This is a genomic window from Bradyrhizobium genosp. P (assembly GCF_049949265.1).
Taxonomy (GTDB): domain Bacteria; phylum Pseudomonadota; class Alphaproteobacteria; order Rhizobiales; family Xanthobacteraceae; genus Bradyrhizobium.
Genome location: NZ_CP188195.1, coordinates 7,193,935 through 7,210,584, shown reverse-complemented (window position 1 = coordinate 7,210,584; position 16,650 = coordinate 7,193,935). Strand labels below are relative to the sequence as shown.

General features: G+C 59.8%; 17 protein-coding genes and 3 pseudogenes. 7 read left to right on the top strand and 13 right to left on the bottom strand.

Annotated elements, in window-relative coordinates:
• Nucleotide 1: 1 nt before the first annotated feature.
• From ACP2YO_RS34595 to ACP2YO_RS34570, 6 genes and pseudogenes are all read right to left on the bottom strand, one after another.
• Nucleotides 2–1,021, bottom strand: coding sequence for an FAD binding domain-containing protein (locus tag ACP2YO_RS34595; RefSeq protein ID WP_426435590.1), 1,020 nt, complete (start codon nt 1,019–1,021; stop codon nt 2–4).
• A 4-nt stretch (nt 1,022–1,025) separates the two neighbouring features.
• A complete protein-coding gene (locus ACP2YO_RS34590; RefSeq protein WP_426435589.1) occupies nt 1,026–1,652 on the bottom strand; it encodes a (2Fe-2S)-binding protein in 627 nt (208 codons plus the stop codon).
• On the bottom strand, nt 1,612–1,893 hold the full coding sequence (locus ACP2YO_RS34585; protein WP_426443381.1) for a DUF2171 domain-containing protein: 282 nt from the start codon (nt 1,891–1,893) through the stop codon (nt 1,612–1,614). The genes ACP2YO_RS34590 and ACP2YO_RS34585 overlap by 41 nt, the downstream gene beginning before the upstream one ends.
• A gap of 424 nt (nt 1,894–2,317) precedes the next feature.
• Nucleotides 2,318–2,854 (bottom strand): DUF4142 domain-containing protein, encoded by a 537-nt coding sequence (locus ACP2YO_RS34580; RefSeq protein WP_426435588.1) that lies wholly within the window; start codon nt 2,852–2,854, stop codon nt 2,318–2,320.
• Nucleotides 2,855–3,068: 214 nt separating this feature from the next.
• Nucleotides 3,069–5,113 (bottom strand): annotated as a pseudogene (tkt, locus tag ACP2YO_RS34575) (transketolase).
• A 333-nt stretch (nt 5,114–5,446) separates the two neighbouring features.
• Nucleotides 5,447–5,809: a PRC-barrel domain-containing protein gene (locus tag ACP2YO_RS34570; protein WP_426435587.1), complete on the bottom strand. Its 363-nt coding sequence runs from the start codon at nt 5,807–5,809 to the stop codon at nt 5,447–5,449.
• A 217-nt stretch (nt 5,810–6,026) separates the two neighbouring features.
• On the opposite strand from ACP2YO_RS34570, the gene ACP2YO_RS34565 reads away from it, so the two are divergent.
• The 4 genes and pseudogenes from ACP2YO_RS34565 (at nt 6,027) to ACP2YO_RS34550 (ending at nt 8,358) form a co-directional block, all read left to right on the top strand.
• On the top strand, nt 6,027–6,305 hold the full coding sequence (locus tag ACP2YO_RS34565; protein WP_426435586.1) for a hypothetical protein: 279 nt from the start codon (nt 6,027–6,029) through the stop codon (nt 6,303–6,305).
• Nucleotides 6,306–6,702: 397 nt separating this feature from the next.
• A complete protein-coding gene (locus ACP2YO_RS34560; protein ID WP_426435585.1) occupies nt 6,703–7,107 on the top strand; it encodes a hypothetical protein in 405 nt (134 codons plus the stop codon).
• Nucleotides 7,108–7,605: 498 nt separating this feature from the next.
• Nucleotides 7,606–7,930 (top strand): annotated as a pseudogene (locus ACP2YO_RS34555) (DUF3147 family protein).
• Nucleotides 7,931–8,112: 182 nt separating this feature from the next.
• The gene (locus ACP2YO_RS34550; protein ID WP_426435584.1) at nt 8,113–8,358 is read left to right on the top strand and encodes a hypothetical protein; all 246 of its coding nucleotides are present in this window, start codon (nt 8,113–8,115) and stop codon (nt 8,356–8,358) included.
• 12 nt (nt 8,359–8,370) lie between these two features.
• Here the strand turns inward: ACP2YO_RS34550 and ACP2YO_RS34545 are convergent, their stop codons facing one another.
• The gene (locus tag ACP2YO_RS34545; protein ID WP_426435583.1) at nt 8,371–8,541 is read right to left on the bottom strand and encodes a DUF2934 domain-containing protein; all 171 of its coding nucleotides are present in this window, start codon (nt 8,539–8,541) and stop codon (nt 8,371–8,373) included.
• Between the two features lie 145 nt (nt 8,542–8,686).
• Entirely contained in the window at nt 8,687–8,989 is a 303-nt protein-coding gene (locus ACP2YO_RS34540) for a plasmid stabilization protein (RefSeq protein WP_426435582.1), read from the bottom strand.
• Between the two features lie 483 nt (nt 8,990–9,472).
• Between ACP2YO_RS34540 and ACP2YO_RS34535 the strand changes: the two genes are divergently transcribed.
• Complete coding sequence (locus ACP2YO_RS34535; protein WP_426435581.1) at nt 9,473–10,930, top strand: CHAD domain-containing protein; 1,458 nt, start codon at nt 9,473–9,475, stop codon at nt 10,928–10,930.
• Nucleotides 10,931–11,734: 804 nt separating this feature from the next.
• Here the strand turns inward: ACP2YO_RS34535 and ACP2YO_RS34530 are convergent.
• The 4 genes and pseudogenes from ACP2YO_RS34530 to ACP2YO_RS34515 all read right to left on the bottom strand — a co-directional run bounded on the left by ACP2YO_RS34530 (nt 11,735) and on the right by ACP2YO_RS34515 (nt 15,630).
• On the bottom strand, nt 11,735–12,232 hold the full coding sequence (locus tag ACP2YO_RS34530) for a hypothetical protein (protein WP_426435580.1): 498 nt from the start codon (nt 12,230–12,232) through the stop codon (nt 11,735–11,737).
• Nucleotides 12,233–13,662: 1,430 nt separating this feature from the next.
• Complete coding sequence (locus ACP2YO_RS34525) at nt 13,663–14,085, bottom strand: hypothetical protein (RefSeq protein WP_426435579.1); 423 nt, start codon at nt 14,083–14,085, stop codon at nt 13,663–13,665.
• 1,012 nt (nt 14,086–15,097) lie between these two features.
• Nucleotides 15,098–15,277: pseudogene (locus ACP2YO_RS34520) on the bottom strand (DNA ligase); the annotation flags it as partial.
• 2 nt (nt 15,278–15,279) lie between these two features.
• Nucleotides 15,280–15,630 carry a hypothetical protein gene (locus ACP2YO_RS34515; RefSeq protein WP_426435578.1) on the bottom strand — a complete coding sequence of 117 codons (351 nt, stop codon included), beginning with the start codon at nt 15,628–15,630 and terminating at the stop codon, nt 15,280–15,282.
• Between the two features lie 110 nt (nt 15,631–15,740).
• Between ACP2YO_RS34515 and ACP2YO_RS34510 the strand changes: the two genes are divergently transcribed.
• Both ACP2YO_RS34510 and ACP2YO_RS34505 read left to right on the top strand, forming a co-directional pair.
• Nucleotides 15,741–15,899 carry a hypothetical protein gene (locus ACP2YO_RS34510; protein ID WP_426435577.1) on the top strand — a complete coding sequence of 53 codons (159 nt, stop codon included), beginning with the start codon at nt 15,741–15,743 and terminating at the stop codon, nt 15,897–15,899.
• Between the two features lie 10 nt (nt 15,900–15,909).
• Entirely contained in the window at nt 15,910–16,116 is a 207-nt protein-coding gene (locus ACP2YO_RS34505) for a hypothetical protein (RefSeq protein WP_426435576.1), read from the top strand.
• Nucleotides 16,117–16,293: 177 nt separating this feature from the next.
• On the opposite strand, the gene ACP2YO_RS34500 is transcribed toward ACP2YO_RS34505, so the two are convergent.
• Complete coding sequence (locus tag ACP2YO_RS34500) at nt 16,294–16,602, bottom strand: DUF6894 family protein (protein ID WP_426435575.1); 309 nt, start codon at nt 16,600–16,602, stop codon at nt 16,294–16,296.
• Between the last annotated feature and the right edge of the window lie 48 nt (nt 16,603–16,650).

Here is a 16,650-nt window from a genome sequence, read left to right as displayed (position 1 = left end):
CTCAGACCTCCATCGTAGCGGCTTGGTGCAGCGCGCGTGACACGACGCGCTTGCCGAGGGCGATTTTGAAGGCGTTGTGTTTGCGGCCGGTGGCGCTCTTGAAGGCCGCTTCGGCAGCCCGCATAGCGATCGCTTCGTCGAATTTCTGGCCCTTAAGCAACGCCTCTGCCTCGCGAGCCCGCCATGGGATGGTGGCGACGCCTCCGAGTGCTACCCGCGCGTCGCGGACCGCGCCGTCCTGGATATCGAGCGCGATCGCGGCTGAAGACAGGGCGAATTCGTAGGACTGGCGGTCGCGGACCTTGAGATAGGTCGATCGCGGCCAGCGTCCTTGGATCGAGAAGGCCGAGATTAGTTCGCCCGGCATCAAGGAGGTCTCGACTTGCGGTGAAGTTCCCGGCGCTTTGTGCAGTTCGCCGAATGGCAGGTTGCGCACGCCAGACTCGCCCGTGATCTCCACGACGGCGTCCAGGGCGATGAGCGCCTGCGCGAAGTCGCCCGGGTAAGTCGCGATGCACTGTTCGCTTGTGCCAAGAATCGCGTGCGTCCTGTTGAAGCCGTCCATCGCGGCGCATCCGGATCCCGGATGGCGTTTGTTGCAGTTGTCATAACTGACATCGCGGAAGTACGTGCAGCGGGTTCGCTGCAGAACATTGCCACCGAGCGACGCCATGTTCCGCAACTGCGGGCTGGCGGCAAGCTTGAGCGTGTCCGCTATCACCGGATAGTTGCGCTGGATGTCGAGGTTCGCGGCGACGTCCGACATGCGTGCCAAGGCGCCAAGCTTCAGATTTCCGCCGTCGAGGCTGATCGCAGACCAAATGTTCGAGAGCGGATTGATGTCGACGAGAACGCGCGGCCGCATCACGTCGAGCTTCATCAGATCGAGCAGGGTGGTCCCGCCCGCGAGCGGCTGGATGCCGGCATCGGTGACGACAGGATTGTTGGCAGGCGCTATAGCGATCAGTGCCCGTATGGCGGATGGCCCGTCGGTCGCTCGTTGGTAGATGATGGGACGCATGCGCTCAGCCCTTCTGTTCGTCCGACATCGCCGGCGCCGCCTGTTTGACCGCGGCGACGATGTTCGGGTAGGCGCCGCAGCGGCAGATGTTGCCGCTCATGTATTCGCGGATGTCGCCATCGCTGCCGGCATGGCCTTCCTTGACGCAAGCGATCGCCGAGACGATCTGTCCGGGCGTGCAGTAGCCACACTGGAAAGCGTCCTGATCGATGAAGGCCTGCTGCATCGGATGCAGCTCGTCGCCCTGTGATAGTCCCTCGATCGTGGTGATCGGCTGGTCTTGGGCGGCCAACGCCAAGGTGAGGCACGAAAGCACCCGTCGGCCCTCGACCATCACGGTGCAAGCGCCGCACTGGCCGTGATCGCAGCCTTTTTTGGAACCCGTGAGACCGACATGCTCTCGGAGTGCATCAAGCAGAGTTGTGCGGGCATCGATATCGAGAGACCGAGCCGTGCCGTTGACTTGAAGGGTCACGTTGACTGGCAACCTGGGATCGACTGCCGCAAAGGCACCTTGCCCATCTCCGGCAGCTTTCACCGCTAAGGGCAGAGTTGCGGCGCCGACCGCCCCGCCAATGAACGCGCGTCTGTTAAAACCACGCGCGGGCTCTTTGTTGTCCAGTTCGGTCATGATGGCCTCCGCCGTTTTGCCGGCCGAGGCATGTCGACCAACATGTGCACCTCAGCAAGACCGGCGCCGACGTCACGGGACCGAGCCAAGCAAGTCTAGTTTCGTCCCTCGTGCTGCCAATGCGCCCGAACGGACAGAGCTCTTTGTCATCTACCGGACGGCCGCAGGCGTGGATCTTGTCGGGCCCGTCGAGATGGTCGACTTTGCCTACGGTCTTCCGATCGGACGAAATGACGTCCATGTGTTCTTTGATCTGCGATGCGTGTGACATCTGTAAATCTCCGGCTACCTACAAACGCAAACGCTGCCTAGGCTGAAAAGTTGCAAGCGATGGAGTACACCCGCGCGACCCACGCCGACGGCGAACCTGAGATCCTGGAACATTGGAACATCTACGGCACCGGCACGCCTGGTCGGGAGGAAATGCGGCCGGATCCTATATTGATCCGGAAGGCCACGGGGCGAAGGAAATGCGCGTTCCTTTCTCGAGCATCCGAAGCACCGCACTAGTCCTTCGATGTCTGGCTCTAGTAGGAGTTTGCATTTCTCGGCCAAGCGACCGCGCGCTTCGCCGCTTCGAATGCCGGTTAGGAACACGAGCTTCAATGAGGGATGTCGCAGGCGTGCTGTCCGCTCGCCAGAAACGTTCCGTAAACCCGCTCGACCTACTTCGTCTTCCCGAGATTTTGCGCCATCTCGAGATGATGCTGGAGCGTGGGAAGGGTTTTGGCGGCCCAGTCCTTGAGCTTTGGGTCGTCGCCGCCCTTGGCGTAGCGCTCGAACAACGACACGGCGTCCTTGTGCGCACTGACCTGCATGGCGTCGAAATCGGAGGAAAAGTCGTCCGGCTTGGCGTTTTTGAGCTTATCAATCTTGTCTTGCGAGGAGCTGTCGAGCGTCTCTGGCAACACCGTCTTCGCATTGCCGGGGGCCATTGTCCTGAGTTCCCCGGACGTCTCCGTGTGATCCGTGATCATCTGCCTGGCGAACGTCTTCTCTGCGGCGTTGCCACGCTGTTGCGCCAGCTTGGAGGCCTCTATTTCGGTCATGTCGCTCATCGCGGCTTCCTTGACGAAATCCGCCGTCGTCGGGCTGACACCGAGTGTAGAATTCACACCGGTTTTCTCGCCGACCGACTGCGCAAATGCCGATGTCGAGATCAGGAGTGCGAATGCAGTTGCCGCCAGTGTTGTCGACTTCATGTCGCTTGCCCTTACCGTTAGCGTCACGCGAGTTCGTTTACACAACTCTCACGTTGCAACCCAAGCACGGCACGCGAGTTCCAAAGTCGCCATCTTCGCCTCTCGGAAGTCTTATCGTGACTGCCCCGGGAAGGTGCAGCCAGGTGCCGATAAGGTGCTCGAGGGCGTCTGCCGAAATCAAGGCTAAGGAACTGATGATATCTTAAGTCTCCAGCTAGAGAGCAGTGACCTCCGCCAGCGTCTCTTCCGCGGCGCGCACAACAGCTTCGGCATTGATGTCGAATTTTTGGTAGACGTCGGCGATCTTTCCGGATGTTCCGAATGAGTGCATCCCGACGAACCGCCCTTCGAGGCCGAGGTACCGCTCCCATCCGAGTTCGACGGCGGCTTCAACCGCGACGCGCGCTCGGGTCTTGCCAAGCACCGCGTTCTTGTAGGCGGCATCCTGCTGTTCAAACAGCAAACGGCATGGCATGGAGACGACGGCGGTCGGGATCCCTCGCTTTTGAAGAATGTCCCGCGCCTGGACCGCTAGATGCAGTTCTGAACCCGTGCTCAAGATGGTGAGCTTGCGCTCGCCGCCTTCCGCTTCCTGCAGCACGTATCCGCCTTTGGCCGACTTGTTCTGGCTGCCGGGCTCACGGCGGAGCAGCGGCATAGGTTGACGAGAGAGAGCGAGGATGGCGGCCTCACGGGGCGTGTTCAGGATTGCTTCCCAGCACTCGGCGGTCTCGACGGGGTCGCCAGGGCGGTAGACCGCGAGATGCGGGATCGCCCGCAGCGCCGCAAGTTGCTCGGCTGATGGGTTGGACCGTCTTCGCCAAGGCCAATGGAATCGTGAGTCATGACGAAGATCGTCCGGACCTGCATCATGGCCGCCAGGCGGATCGACGGGCGGCAGTAGTCCGAGAAGCAGAGGAAGGTTCCGCCGTAGGGGATCAAACCGCCGTGCAGCGCGATGCCATTCATGGCGGCGGCCATACCGTGCTCCCTGACGCCATAGTGCATGTAGGAGCCGCCGTATTCTCCTGGCTTAATCTCGATCATGCCCTTGGCCTTGGTGTTGTTCGAGGTGGTCAGGTCTGCGGAGCCTCCCAGCAGTTCGGGAATGGCCGCAGCCAGATGGTTGAGGACGGTGCCGCTGGCAGCTCGCGTCGCCACTTCCTTGCCGCTGGCGATGAATTCGGCACGGGCTGCCGCAATAGCCTTCTGCCAGTCGATCGGCAACTTGCCGTCGTTGCGACGTTCGAATTCCGAGCGCAAGTCGGGCGACGTGGCCGCCACTCGATCCGCCCACGCCATTCGGGCCGCGCGGCCCTTCGTGCCGATCTCACGCCACTCGCGCAGCAGCGGTTCGGGGATCACGAACGGCGGCGAATCCCAGCCAAGGATCCTGCGGGCACCGGCGATCTCGTCCTCACCGGGTGCGTCGCTGTGAGCCTTCTCGGTGCCGGCTTTGGTCGGGAAGCCAAACCCGATAATCGTTTTGCAAGCGATCATTGACGGCCTATCGACGACCGCACGGGCGGTCGCGATGGCGTCGCGGATAGCATCGGTGTCGTGTCCGTCGATCTCCTGGACGTGCCAGCCGGAGGCACGAAAGCGCTGGGTTTCGGCGTCGGAAACCGCCAAGCGGGTAGGGCCATCGATCGTGATTGAATTGTTGTCCCAGAACGCGATCAGATGCCCGAACTTGTAGTGGCCCGCCATCGAAATCGCTTCCTCGCTGATGCCCTCCATAAGGCAACCGTCGCCCATGAAGACGTAAGTAAAGTGGTCGCACAGGTCGTCACCGAACTTGGCGTTCAGAATGCGTTCGGCGAGCGCGAAGCCCACCGCATCGGCGATGCCTTGGCCGAGCGGGCCGGTGGTCGTCTCGATACCGTCGGCGTGCTTGTACTCGGGATGGCCGGCCGTCTTGCTGTCGATCTGACGGAACCGCTTCAGTTCGTCCAAGGTCATGTCCTTGAATCCGGTCAGATACAGCAGGCTATAGAGCAGCATTGAGGCGTGACCGTTCGAAAGCACGAAGCGGTCGCGGTCGAACCAATGCGGATCCGCCGCGTCGAATTTCATGAAATCCCTGAAAAGGACGGTCGCGATGTCGGCCATTCCCATCGGTGCACCTGGATGCCCGCTTTTGGCGTGCTGTACTGCGTCCATCGACAGGAAGCGGATGCAGTCTGCCATGTCCCGCAAGTGCTGCTCACGGGGTTTTGGAACCGCCTTGACAGGCGGAATCGGCGCGGAATCAGCCATGATGTTGGCTCCTGCCTTAGTGCGGAGATCGAAGAATGTTTCGCAGTCGCGAGATCGGTAATAAGAGCGCGTGGCGCGGCTTCGTTCCTGCGGGTATTGCATTCGGAAGCGGCCGCCGTTTACGACGCCGTCCTCTGGGCTCTCCGGCACTTGCCGAGTCGCGGCCCTGCACAGGCAAGCGTGGAGGACTTCGAAAATCTCGACGCGGGCCGGCCTTTCAAGAGGCGAGCCGATCAGCGCCGCGCTCGCATCCCGGGTTCAAGCCCACCATGGCGCGCCATCGAGGCGCCGTCGTCAATGACAGCGGCGTCGTTACTCGGGCCACCCCCCTCGCTAGGTAAGGGCGATGCCGTAATAGTCGTCGATGGACTTGGCTTTGGCGCGATCTGACCAATTCCACGCATCGTCGCCGGCGTATCTTGGAGCGCCCCTTAGTTTGTCCTCGGTTAGGCCGGTGACGTATCCTTCGAGACGCTGATCATACTTCAGCGACTGCCAAGGTAGCGGGTAGAAATCATCGCCGATGCCGAGAAAGCCGCCAAAGCTAAGGACGGCATAGGCGACCTTGCCGCTTGCTTTGTCCAACATGACGCGTTTGACCGAGCCGATCTTCTTGTCTCCCGCTCCGTAAACGGCAGTACCTTCGACTTTATCGCTACCGATCAGATTTCCGGTCTCACGATCTTCGATTGCCATACGAACCTCCCGAAATGTAGTTTTGAAGGCAACATGGCCGCTTATCGGAACGTTCCTATTAGACCCCTTGGCGCGTTGGCCACGGAAGCTGGGCCGCTCGTGGCGAGCCGACACAAAAGCGGAAGCCGTGAGATCGAGACGCGCAAGCATCGAGTTGGTTGGAACTTGTCCTGATTCGGTCGATTGAGCCATGATCTCAAGTAGGTGGGGGAAAGTCATGATGAAGCTCGCCGCCGCCCTGATACTCCTGCTCTCGACAGCATCGTTTGCGCAAGACAAGGCTGCCGACCCTGCAGCACTGAAAGACTGTCCTCCGATCGGCCAAAGTGCCAAGGGCGAGTTGATCTACGGCATGGACTGCAAGGCGCTCAAGCCTGAAAACCGAATCGAAGTCCTGTCAAGTATGCCCGCGACGAATATGAAGGGCACGGTCATACCGAAGTCCGGCGGTATCCAGAATCCCGACACCACGCCGACCAAAGGCGAGACGAGGTAAGAACAGATTCGCGTAAGGAGCGGGACAGTCGACAGCAACGGCGGCTTGCAACGGCGTTTCATCGTGGCCTGCGCCCGTCGGCCCTCGGAGTAGGGCAACCACTCTGACCTCTGCAATGCCAAGATTCCGAATTCCGAGAGCGAAAACTTGCGCTAAGTAAGATCGGGCTTTCCCTCATGGGGGCATTTCGTGTTCCATACCTGCGCCACCGCGCTTTTGCGCGGACGAAATCTGCGAGAGCGCTTCGCGCCGCGAGATCGGAACCCGCACCCATGTCGCCTTAAGATTCTGGAATCCGCGAGAAGCGGGGAGGCGTCGGGAGGGGCTCAAGCAGGTCGGCGCCAAGCTCTCTCGCAGGCGCCGACCACGTGGCGTTGAGCGGCCGAAGGGGACGGAGGTGAATTTTCAGATCACGGTGCTGAAGATCCTGATCAGCTACCCGGATGGATTTGCCGGGATGGCTGACCTCAAGCGCGACATGGCGATCCTGGCGACCAGCGGCCCGGACTGGGCCGACCGCACCCGGCGACTGGCTGCGCGCGTGCCGGACCTCGACATCTTTTCGCAAGGTCTCGTCGCGCGCGAAAACGGTGGCTGGAAGATAACCGCCAGGGGCCGAGTCGTCCTCGAATTCATGGAGGCGCGCCCCGGCGTCGAGCAGGCGATACAGACGGTCCCGGCCGAGAAAGTAGATGCGGCGGTACCCGCGCTGCCGCAGCCCGCCGAGCGGGCGAGGCGGCGACGCGAACGTCGCGAGCGTCGGCGCAAGGGGCGTGAACGCGCGCGGTCGAACGCTTCCTAGACTGCGTGCTGAGCGTTCAGAAGACGGCGAGATCCAGGCCGTAGCTCATGGCTGCAAGCACGAAGATCAGTTCAGTAGTCCCAGACCGCAGAAGATAGCTTTCGTCTTGAACTCTTCGACGTCGGCAGCGGAGCGGGCTGGCTCGCGAGCCGCCAATGTCTCACCTGCATTATCCGCTCCACACTCAAAGCCAGTTTCGCTGGCGCAGCATGGTAGTCGAGAAAGTATGCTAGAGACCGGCACGCTCATCAGGCCGGTCAAGATATATATCGATCGACAACATCATGATCGGGCGGGCCGCCGAACTTTTCGAAGGCCCTGCCGCAATCAGGACTCGTTCGCTTGGACGCGCCGAGCGCCTTTCATAGTTCTCGACCAGCGCCTCGTTCTCAAATCGATCAACAGCGGCAATGGCCTTTGCATCGTCGGTTTGGCGATCAGCATGCCGAGTCCAGGATCATCCTAGATGCCTTTTATCGAATCGAAAAGCACGAAGGAATGGTGGACTACGCGCTGCGCTTTTTGATTGGGGTGTGGTCGTTTCCCTCTTTGCGGTGATAGGCGACCTGCTGCGTCCCAAGAGCTTCGCGGGATTGTTTGGCGCCGCGCCTTCGGTTGCGCTCGCGACGCTGGGCCTTGCCTTCTGGAAACATGGCGGCGAGTACGTTGCGATCGAAGGCCGTTCGATGATTTTCGGGCTTACAGTCTCGTTGTCTGTCAGTTGTTGATGCGGGCCAACTGGTCCGCACCGAAGGCGACCCTCGTCGCTTTCGCGCTCTGGCTTGCAGTGGCGGCAGGCCTCAAGCAGGTTCTGATTGGGTGATGGTCATGATAGTCCATTTCAAACTTTCCGCGCTTAAGCAGGGACGGCCTTACGAATATGTGGTGCGTTTTGCATTGGGCGGATTGACGACCGTTGCGGCGGGCCTTCTGGCCGACTGAGCCGGGCCGGTGGCCGGTGGGCTAATGTTGGCCTTTCCAGCGATCTTCTGCGCGAGTGCTACCTTGATCGAAAAGCCTGAGCGTGAGCGCAAGCAACAAAAGGGCCTGCGTGGCGAAGAGCGCGGCAGGGGTGCGGCGGCCCTTGATGCCGCCGGGACCGGCTGGGGAAGCGTGGGCCTTGCTTGTTTCGCGGTCGTGATCTGGTGGCAGGCTCCCGACTCGCAGCCAGCCCTTTGCCTCGCCGCAGCTTCGCTGATCTGGTTCGCGGTCGCCGTCTCCCTGTGGCGCCTGCGGCGCGAATTGCGCTAAGCGGCCCTCTCTTCACTCGGTGAAGGTGCCGGATTTCTCATCAGGATTAAGCGCGGGGTCTGGTCGTTCTAGCTCACGCTCAGCTTCGAACCAGAACTGGTTCTGCCGTCCCTCGGGTTTGCCGGCGGCCTCCCAGAACTCGTGGGCGCGCTGGCGTATCTGCTCGTCCGTCGGCTTTTCCATGCTGTCCTGCCACGATGCGCAAGCGCCCCGCAATTCGAGATGGGTTTTCATTCGCGGGTGGGTTGACGATCTGCCCGTCGCCTGGACCTCCGCCGGCCTCTCCGCTACGACCTGGCGCCTCAAACCTGGCGCAACCTATGCGTCTTCAGGCAGCGCGCCGCTTTCTGGTCCGCGCCGCCTTCTTGGCCGATCGCGACCGATCCGCAGCGGGCCGCTTCGCGGACGCCGCGCCGCCCAGACGACCGCCCTTCCGCGACGGAGAATGGTCTTCTTCCGTCCCGCGACCGGAGCCGCTCTTCTTACCGCCGTGGGTCTCCTTGTTCACGGTCGCCCAGGCGCGCCGTTCGGCCTCCTTCTCCGGAACGCCGCGGTGCTCGTAGCCCTCCTCGATATGCTCGGCCTGGCGCTTTTGCTTCTCAGTGTAACTGGACTTGTCGCCGCGGGGCATGGGATCCTCCATCGATTGAAATATTAGGTTCAAGACCGGGAAAGCCTGTCGGTTCCAGTCCTCTCCAAATCGCCGAAATAACGAGTTGGGGCGCCGTAGCTGCTGAAGGTCGGACGCGCTCTTTCGTCGGAAGAATTAGGCGAAACTGGCGGCGCCGCCTCGAAAGGGGCGAGGCGACGTCATTTACTCACTTCTCTGGGTGACCGCTGCCGGGCGAAGTGGTCTTTGGCGCCTTTCTTGGCGTTCGCCACCGGAATCCGTGTCCTTGCTTGAATGCGTCGGGAGACAGTTTGCTCCTTCAATTTTGATACGGTTCGGGTCGGATCGGGGCAGGCATTGGTCCAGAAATTATAGCCACGCAGTCTCAGTCAGAAGAATCTTACGCCCGGCGACGGGAACCTTTCCGGGACGGCGTCTTTGCAATTGACAATGAGTGTCGAAACCGAATTGAAGTTCCGAGCTTCGCCCCGTGGGCTATCGGCCATGACGAAGGGCGGGGTCGCCGGCGTGCGGCGCGACGAATGGTCCAAGCAAGATCTTGTTTCGACGTATTTTGATACGAATAAGCGCAAGCTCAAGCGGAGTGACCTCTCGCTGAGGGTGCGCGAGGTCGACAAAAAATTTGTGCAGACGATAAAGTCCACTGCTTCAGGAAACCTCACGCGTGGCGAATGGGAGGCCGAAGTCGATCGCCTCAAGCCAGACATTGCCAAAGCGAAAGATACGCCGCTCTTTGCTCTCAACGCCAAGAAGTTATCCCGGAAGCTGAAGCCTATCTTTCGTACATCGGTTCGTCGTGCCGTCCAGACGATTCGAACCCGCCGCAGCGAGATTGAGCTCGCGGTGGATCGCGGCAAGATCTCGGCCGGCGGCCGCTCGCGATCGATTGCCGAATTTGAGCTTGAACTAAAATCCGGACGTCCGGCAGATTTGTTTTCATTGGCGCGAAAGTTCGGCCGCAAGACCGGCGCCGAGCTCGATTTGCGATCGAAATCCGAGAAGGGCTATCGGCTCTTTGAAGATGACGGCGAAAGAGCGATGCATGCAGCACCTACTCAGCTTGATCGTGAATTATCGCCAAACGAAGCCTTCCGCATGATTGCTTTTGCGACGCTCCAGCATTTCGCATGCAATGCGGATGCCGTGCGTGCGCTTGATTCGGAGGCGATTCATCAGATGCGGGTAGGCTTGCGGCGAACGCGCGCTGCCATCTCGCTCTTCAACAATGTTCTTCCGCGAACGAATACCGCGCAGATCAAGGCTGAGCTCGAATGGCTCACTCGTGAGCTCGCGCCGGCTCGTGAGATCGACGTATTCTTGAAAGATAGCGTTCATCCCGTTGCGCATGAGAACGTGCCAAAACGCGGCTCTCGCGCTATCGAGAGGAAGTTTGCCGCCCAACGGCTCGCAGCCTTCAAACGCGCTGAGCGCGCGGTCGCGTCGGTCCGGTTTCGTCGTCTTTTGCTCGATGTGCTCGAATGGATCGAGACAAACAGGGCGCCAACCCATGACGAGCGATTGATTGGTCCCTATGCGGCAGCGTTGCTCGACCGGCGGATCAGGAAGGCACGCAAGCAAGGCAAACGCTTGCACGAACTCGATCCGACGCAACGGCACAAACTTCGCATCAGAATAAAGAAAATCCGTTACGGCATCGAATTCTTCAAGAGCCTGTACGCCCATAGCGATCACAAGGAGCTTGCGGGGCTTTCCGACCGGCTCAAGAGAATTCAATCGGCCCTTGGCTCATTGAACGATTTTATGGCGCACCGCGAGTTGGGCATGAAAGCTGCACTGAATGCCCCCCGCGCCAATCGGAGAGCTCAGGCATTCGTGTCCGGATTTGTGGTTGGTCGGGAGCACGAGGCGGCAGGGGATTTGATGAAGGCGGCGTCGAAAGAAATTGGTCGGTTGCGCCGTTTGCGCGGTGAGCCTTGCTAGGCACGATCGCGTGGTGTCGGGCGCCTCTGCAAGCGCGCGGAGAATGAAATCCGCGTGCCCATCAAGCACGGATCCCTTCGGTTTGCCCTGTTTGGCAGGGCGAACTTCCCCCGTTGCCGCAAACCGCTCCGCCGCCTGGCGCGTCGAGACCCCGCCTTTAACTACCCGCTCGCGCAAATCCATGCTGTACGGCTTGCCCATCAGATCCCCCCGACTCAGTCGCAAAGATGGAATCAGCATTCGCCCGTCTAGAGAATCCCCTCCGATTCACTTTTTTGGAGAATGCGCTCTAGTGCGACCGGCGGATGGATTTGACTCACGGCCCGGCGGGTTTCTTTATCCGACCTTTTCCGAGACATCGTGTGCATTTCGGGGGAAAGATCTTGTGACCCGGTTGCGTTGGCTGATTGACCTTCTGAAGCCCCGTGCCATCGCAGGCAGGGCAAACTACCTCCCTCAAAACTTCGAGCGGTCTTTTCATCGCGATCAATCATTAAAACAAAAGAGTTCGTTTTGCGGGACAATAACGGCCAGTGGCCACAGCACAACGAAACTCGCACGTTAACCTAACTGATCAACGTTACCGCCTCAGTGTGCGAAAGACACCACGAACGCGTTGATCTAACCCTCCGCCGATGTGGCTTTGAGCGCACAGCTGACTAAGCGGCTCTTCGGCAGTTTCGGCAGCTGCCAGGATTAGATGGCGGCGCTAGGCCGCTTGGCCTCAGCACAGGCGATTGCTATTTGCACTATGCTGGGCTCGAAGGCCCGGGACCTCTCTCGGATTGGTGCCAACCGCAGTGTTCAAGACTGCCGAAACGCCACCGCAGCGGATTTTTTCATCTCGGTTAGATGCTGGCGGGCGGCGTTGCTGATTGCGCGGATGACTTGCCAAGCCTCGGTGGCTTCCAGCCAAGCCTTGGCTTCGCGGAATATTGTATACGCCCAGACAAAGGCTGGAATTTTCATCAGTTTGTCCCGGGTAAGGCTGAATAGGCGCTCGACTAGCACAAGCTTGAGAAGTTCGCCAACGATCAATGTCACTACGCTGCTGAGCAGCTGGCCGGTAGCCGCAAGATAAGCCGCCACCGGTTTGACCGGTTCCAGCATGATCACCGGTACCGAGAACAGCGCCAGCGACGGGTAGGGCCGCAACGATCTGATCCAGGCGCTCAATCGCCTCAGCGCGACATGCCTGGCAAGCCAGTCCGAGATCGGCTTGGCGATGGCCATAAAAGCCGCGTCCAACAAGAAATACAGGGCGGCCAGGACATAAGTGACCGGTTTCAGGATTCGCTTCACCGCCAATTCTCCTGGCAAATCCAACCCCCGAGAGTTCGAAATGGTTTCACTTGCCAGTGCGACGCCGGGTCTTATTTCACGGAACGGGTCAGCTCCTGTGACCCACATTATCCCTATTTTTTCCGGTCACGGACTCGCTGGTTCGCTTTCTCCGCGAAGCCGCCACATCGATCCCGTGCGCCCTCAGCGACTCTCCAGAGTCCGGCAGATGGCCCCCTTCACACTCGGCACCGTTCGGCACGACGAGGTGATACCCAGTCCATCCCAACAGAGCAGGGGTACCCCCGCAATGAGAACCATCGCGAAACGCTTCTATCGGGCTCCAGCGCTTCGACCTCGTAGGAACTCAGGGTCATACCCGTTTTTGTCCGCGAAGGCCTTGAGACCGGCCGTGTGAGTTGCGTGTTCGGGCGTGGCTTCTGCCGTCGCATTTGCCGCACGGTATCGCGAGCATGCGAGTCAATCGAACCATCCGCAATAAACGAGAGTTCGCCTTTTTGAATGGCGCCAGTGAGCATGGCGTAGGTCATTGACAGTTCCTCGCGTCCCCCAACTTACGCTCGGTCTAACCCCTGCCGATAACTGCGCGGCTTCCAAGAGCGTGACCTGTTCCCTGTGCCGCCACATCTCAAAGTCGGGTGTTGGGGTTGCTAAGTGGTTGGTCTGGGGTGCCGCTAGGGGAAGTCCCGATGGTGCGACGCTTTGTCGCTTCGCGTGATCGCGATACATGTCAGCTTGGGCTTGAATGACACCGCAAACGAATAGGATGGGGGCCAGCATCAAGATGCCGATCAAGAAGCCACCGGTCGCAGAGTACACGGCGCCGCCCAGTATCCACGAGCCGATGAAAACAGCAGTCGCCAGGATGGCCTTGGTGGTGTCCCATCCTACACGATGAAGCGTGTTACCCCACGCACGGTTGAACACGTCGTGCCAATAGTGTTCGGGTAATTTGTCCTCGCCCGCCATGTGTTTCGTCCCCCGCACGTTGCATCTTATGCGGGGCTCGCTCACTTGGGAACAGGTGCGAACGAGCATGCAGTCCGGCGTACATCCGCAACTGATTCAGCGCGCGAAAGTGCGAAAGTGCAGCGTTCACCCGCCTTCTTTGCTTTGATAATCGGCAGGACGTTCGCTGCGTGTCGGTCGGCCTCAGCTTTTGCCGCGACGGATGCGCTCTCGCGGGCTAAGTGCAGCTTGGAACTCCCTAGGACGAGCCCCGAGCCTTGGCCGCCGCAAGTGCCTGAAGTGCCTGACGGGTCGGCGAGGAGATACGGGCGTTACCGGTAGGTTATAAACCTAAGGCTAACGGCCGCTCAGAGGCGACCTCTGGTCGACCGTGCGAGTTCGGGGGTGTGCTAGCTAAAGCGGGCTGGCACCAACGAGGAGTGTTTTCGGTGCAGAAGTCCGGTGCGGAATTGGGCCGCTGGTCACGCCGTTTCGTACGCGGATTTTGGCACCTTTGTTCGTAGCTTGATTCCGATCGTCATCCGCTGCTGACCAGGGTTTAGGTGCCGATAGTCATTTTTGATGCCGTAGCCAGAAGCGACTTTGTAAAGTCGGTCGAGATTGAGGGACCCATCCGTGTTTTTCACCTGTGCATCGAGCCAAAGATTGAACGGGCTCCCCGCCGTCTTTTCAATCCACGCACGACGCTGTTCTTGAGTAATTTTCATTGCACGATCGCGGTTGCTAGATGGCTCTTTGTATCTGGTTGCGGTGGTGAACATGCTTTCCCGCGTGATGCGTAATCCTGACCGGTCGAGTTCGAATCTCATCGCTTCCATGATCTGCCGAGCCATGTGCCCGATCATCTGCTTGAGCCGATCCTCGGCGATCTCCGAACGGGTCAACAGCTCCTGCCATCATTGGCAACTCACTACTTGCAGCCACGGCAGATCGTAAGCTTGCCTTTCAACGCCTCATCTTCTTGATCAGCCGATTGCTGCCCCGCGACGCTATTCGTCCCCGAATTGGGCCTGACGCCTTTTGCCGCGCGTGACCTCGTGGATCGTCCGGCCTCGCCTGACCTGTCACTGTCGTCGATGGGGCCGACGCTAAAGCCATCATAGTCGACGGCTGGATTAAGCGGCGGCCGAGGCCCGCCGATCAATGGTGTAGGCGAAGCCTTGTCGGACGCCGCTTGCGAGAACGCATCCTTCGAAGCAGATGACGCCCCGCTATTGAGCTTTGCCAGGTGCTTGGAATTCTTGGCGGTCGCTCGCGGCTGCGCCGCTTTGGGGGCCCCCGTAGGCGGCCAAGCGTTGTTGGTCGTGGTGGCCGGAGGCGCCGCAAGCTGCTCCGTTGACGGCGGAGCAAGCGAGAGCGGCGGAGCGACTGAGGACTGGCCTCTCGCGCTGCCGTGCAACCAAACGCCAGCAGATAGGAAGCCAAAGACAAGAAGCGTCGCGAATTTCATCGGCGTCCTTGAATCGACTTTGGTTGACCAATTGACCACATAACTCTCCGAGCCACGCTGCGTTGAAAAAGAATCCGGCATTCACATTGCGATCAAAGCTGACGTAAATGGGGATGCGATTGGAGTCGATTTTTGCACTATTGAAATCCAGAACCAAGCCAAGCGACCAACAACATCAATCTATCCTGTCGCAGCTTTTTTGAAAACTACGCGCTGGTTGTTGGCGGTGGCACCGATATTAAATCTCTCAGTCGTTGATTCTGCAGACGATTCCTCGTTTTCGGACGCGGCGTGGCTGCGTTCAAGCGTCGGAGGTTTCAGTAGGACAACTAAATCTTCAATTGGTGGTTTTCTTCGAGATGGTCAAGAATTTGGTCCAATGCCTTGACGATGTGAAGTTGATTGGCACCAAACGAATAATGGCCAGTCACTGCAACATCGGCGGATATCTTCACGGCCTCGTTGGCAAGGTGAACCTGGACGCGGTAGCCGTCGAACTTGATCTCATGAATCCAGCGCTCTCCGCTCGACACCTTCTCGATCGGCGTGGCGAGTGCGGGCGCCACGAAGCCCAGAAAGAGCGCCTTGGTGCCGATCGCCAGGGGCTTCTTGCGCTGAAACGGCACGGCTAGACCAGCCGCAGCGTGAGCTGCTGCCGGTCGCGGGCGGCATGGCGATCGACAAAGGCCTGCAGGTGCGAGGGGACATCGGTCAGTTGCAGGTCGCAGCGGTGCTGCAGCTCGCGGGCGATATCTTCGGAGACGTCCTCCGCCCAGTGCTCGGCGGTATTGAAGGCGACGATCCTGATCGGGTTGGAATACTCGCCGGCGAGCAAATCCTGGATGACGGTTTCGAGGTCGGCGGTCTCCAGATCAGCCTCGCGCCAGGCGCGTCCGATCGGACCAAAATCGTCGGCGACAAGGTAGACAGTTTGGGCATCGCCGGGGACGATCGACGGCGTCCAATTGGACCGACGCATAAAGTAACTCCACGCCACAGAACCCGGATTCAATCGAGACCAAATTGATTCGTTCCGGAGCCCGTGGAACATCCGCTAGCGCTGGCGCTTCTTCCATGAGGAGGTTCCACATGAGCAAAGAGACGCCAAAAGACGATCCGCGACAGCAGACGGATTCCGGATCGCACAAACAGACCGACAAGCCATGGAAGGGCAATCCTGAAAAGGAACAGCAGAACGGCGAGGCCGATCTCGATCTGGAGAAATGGCATCGCACCAGCACTCATTGAGGAGCACGAGATGGGACTCGCGTCCTACGAAATCATTGGCAGCGGCGGCAGGTGGCAGGTCAGTCATGACGGCAGAGCCGAGAATGTCTACGAAACGATAGAGGCGGCATTCGAGGCTGCCGTTACTGCGGCCTCGCTCGCACTTCGCCAGGGCCACGAGGTGCGTATCACAGCTCCTGGTCGTGTCACGGCAACAGGCGCGGCGAACGCCGGGTAGCAGCTTCAGTGGCAGTCAACAAGCCGCTCGGCGACAACGCGCGCAAAGGTGCAGTCAAGAAACGCTCTCAGACCAGGACGACGCTCGGCGGCGCGTCCGCATGGGCGAAGCGCGATCGGTCATCCGGCGAGTTCATGGCGCTGAAGCGGCCCAAAAAGAAGAAGGCCGCCAAGAAGTTCAAGGGCGCCCGGATTGAGAAAAAGGTCGCCAAAAAGAAGGCCGAGAAGGCCCGCGCGCGATAGGGATTTTCAATGGTTCGGGCAAAATCGATGAGAGCGACACCCTGAGAAGCGATTTGCCGCTGCCGTCTGCGATGATGAATGCGTCCGGGAGCCGCTCTTTACCGAACCTGATTGCTTCGATCAGGAGGTCGCGCATCCCGCCTTCTGCTTCGTGCTCGGCTTCGGAGAGGTTCGAGAGTTCGATCGCGTCTTCCGTGATTGAAAGCTCGTTGCCAAATTGCAGATGAAAGAAATACAGGGGCATGGGGGCTCTCCGCTTGATCAGGCGGGAGCATCTGGCTCTCTGTCACCG

Bases quoted from the DNA above. Each gene is read 5' to 3' on its own strand.
- ACP2YO_RS34535 (WP_426435581.1), top strand. From the start codon at position 9,473: ATGACGAAGGGCGGGGTCGCCGGCGTGCGGCGCGACGAATGGTCCAAG.
- ACP2YO_RS34505 (WP_426435576.1), top strand. From the start codon at position 15,910: ATGGGACTCGCGTCCTACGAAATCATTGGCAGCGGCGGCAGGTGGCAG.
- ACP2YO_RS34585 (WP_426443381.1), bottom strand. From the start codon at position 1,893: ATGGACGTCATTTCGTCCGATCGGAAGACCGTAGGCAAAGTCGACCAT.
- ACP2YO_RS34565 (WP_426435586.1), top strand. From the start codon at position 6,027: ATGATGAAGCTCGCCGCCGCCCTGATACTCCTGCTCTCGACAGCATCG.
- ACP2YO_RS34580 (WP_426435588.1), bottom strand. From the start codon at position 2,854: ATGAAGTCGACAACACTGGCGGCAACTGCATTCGCACTCCTGATCTCG.
- ACP2YO_RS34545 (WP_426435583.1), bottom strand. From the start codon at position 8,541: ATGGAAAAGCCGACGGACGAGCAGATACGCCAGCGCGCCCACGAGTTC.
- ACP2YO_RS34590 (WP_426435589.1), bottom strand. From the start codon at position 1,652: ATGACCGAACTGGACAACAAAGAGCCCGCGCGTGGTTTTAACAGACGC.
- ACP2YO_RS34595 (WP_426435590.1), bottom strand. From the start codon at position 1,021: ATGCGTCCCATCATCTACCAACGAGCGACCGACGGGCCATCCGCCATA.
- ACP2YO_RS34540 (WP_426435582.1), bottom strand. From the start codon at position 8,989: ATGCCCCGCGGCGACAAGTCCAGTTACACTGAGAAGCAAAAGCGCCAG.
- ACP2YO_RS34515 (WP_426435578.1), bottom strand. From the start codon at position 15,630: ATGCGTCGGTCCAATTGGACGCCGTCGATCGTCCCCGGCGATGCCCAA.
- ACP2YO_RS34570 (WP_426435587.1), bottom strand. From the start codon at position 5,809: ATGGCAATCGAAGATCGTGAGACCGGAAATCTGATCGGTAGCGATAAA.
- ACP2YO_RS34510 (WP_426435577.1), top strand. From the start codon at position 15,741: ATGAGCAAAGAGACGCCAAAAGACGATCCGCGACAGCAGACGGATTCC.
- ACP2YO_RS34500 (WP_426435575.1), bottom strand. From the start codon at position 16,602: ATGCCCCTGTATTTCTTTCATCTGCAATTTGGCAACGAGCTTTCAATC.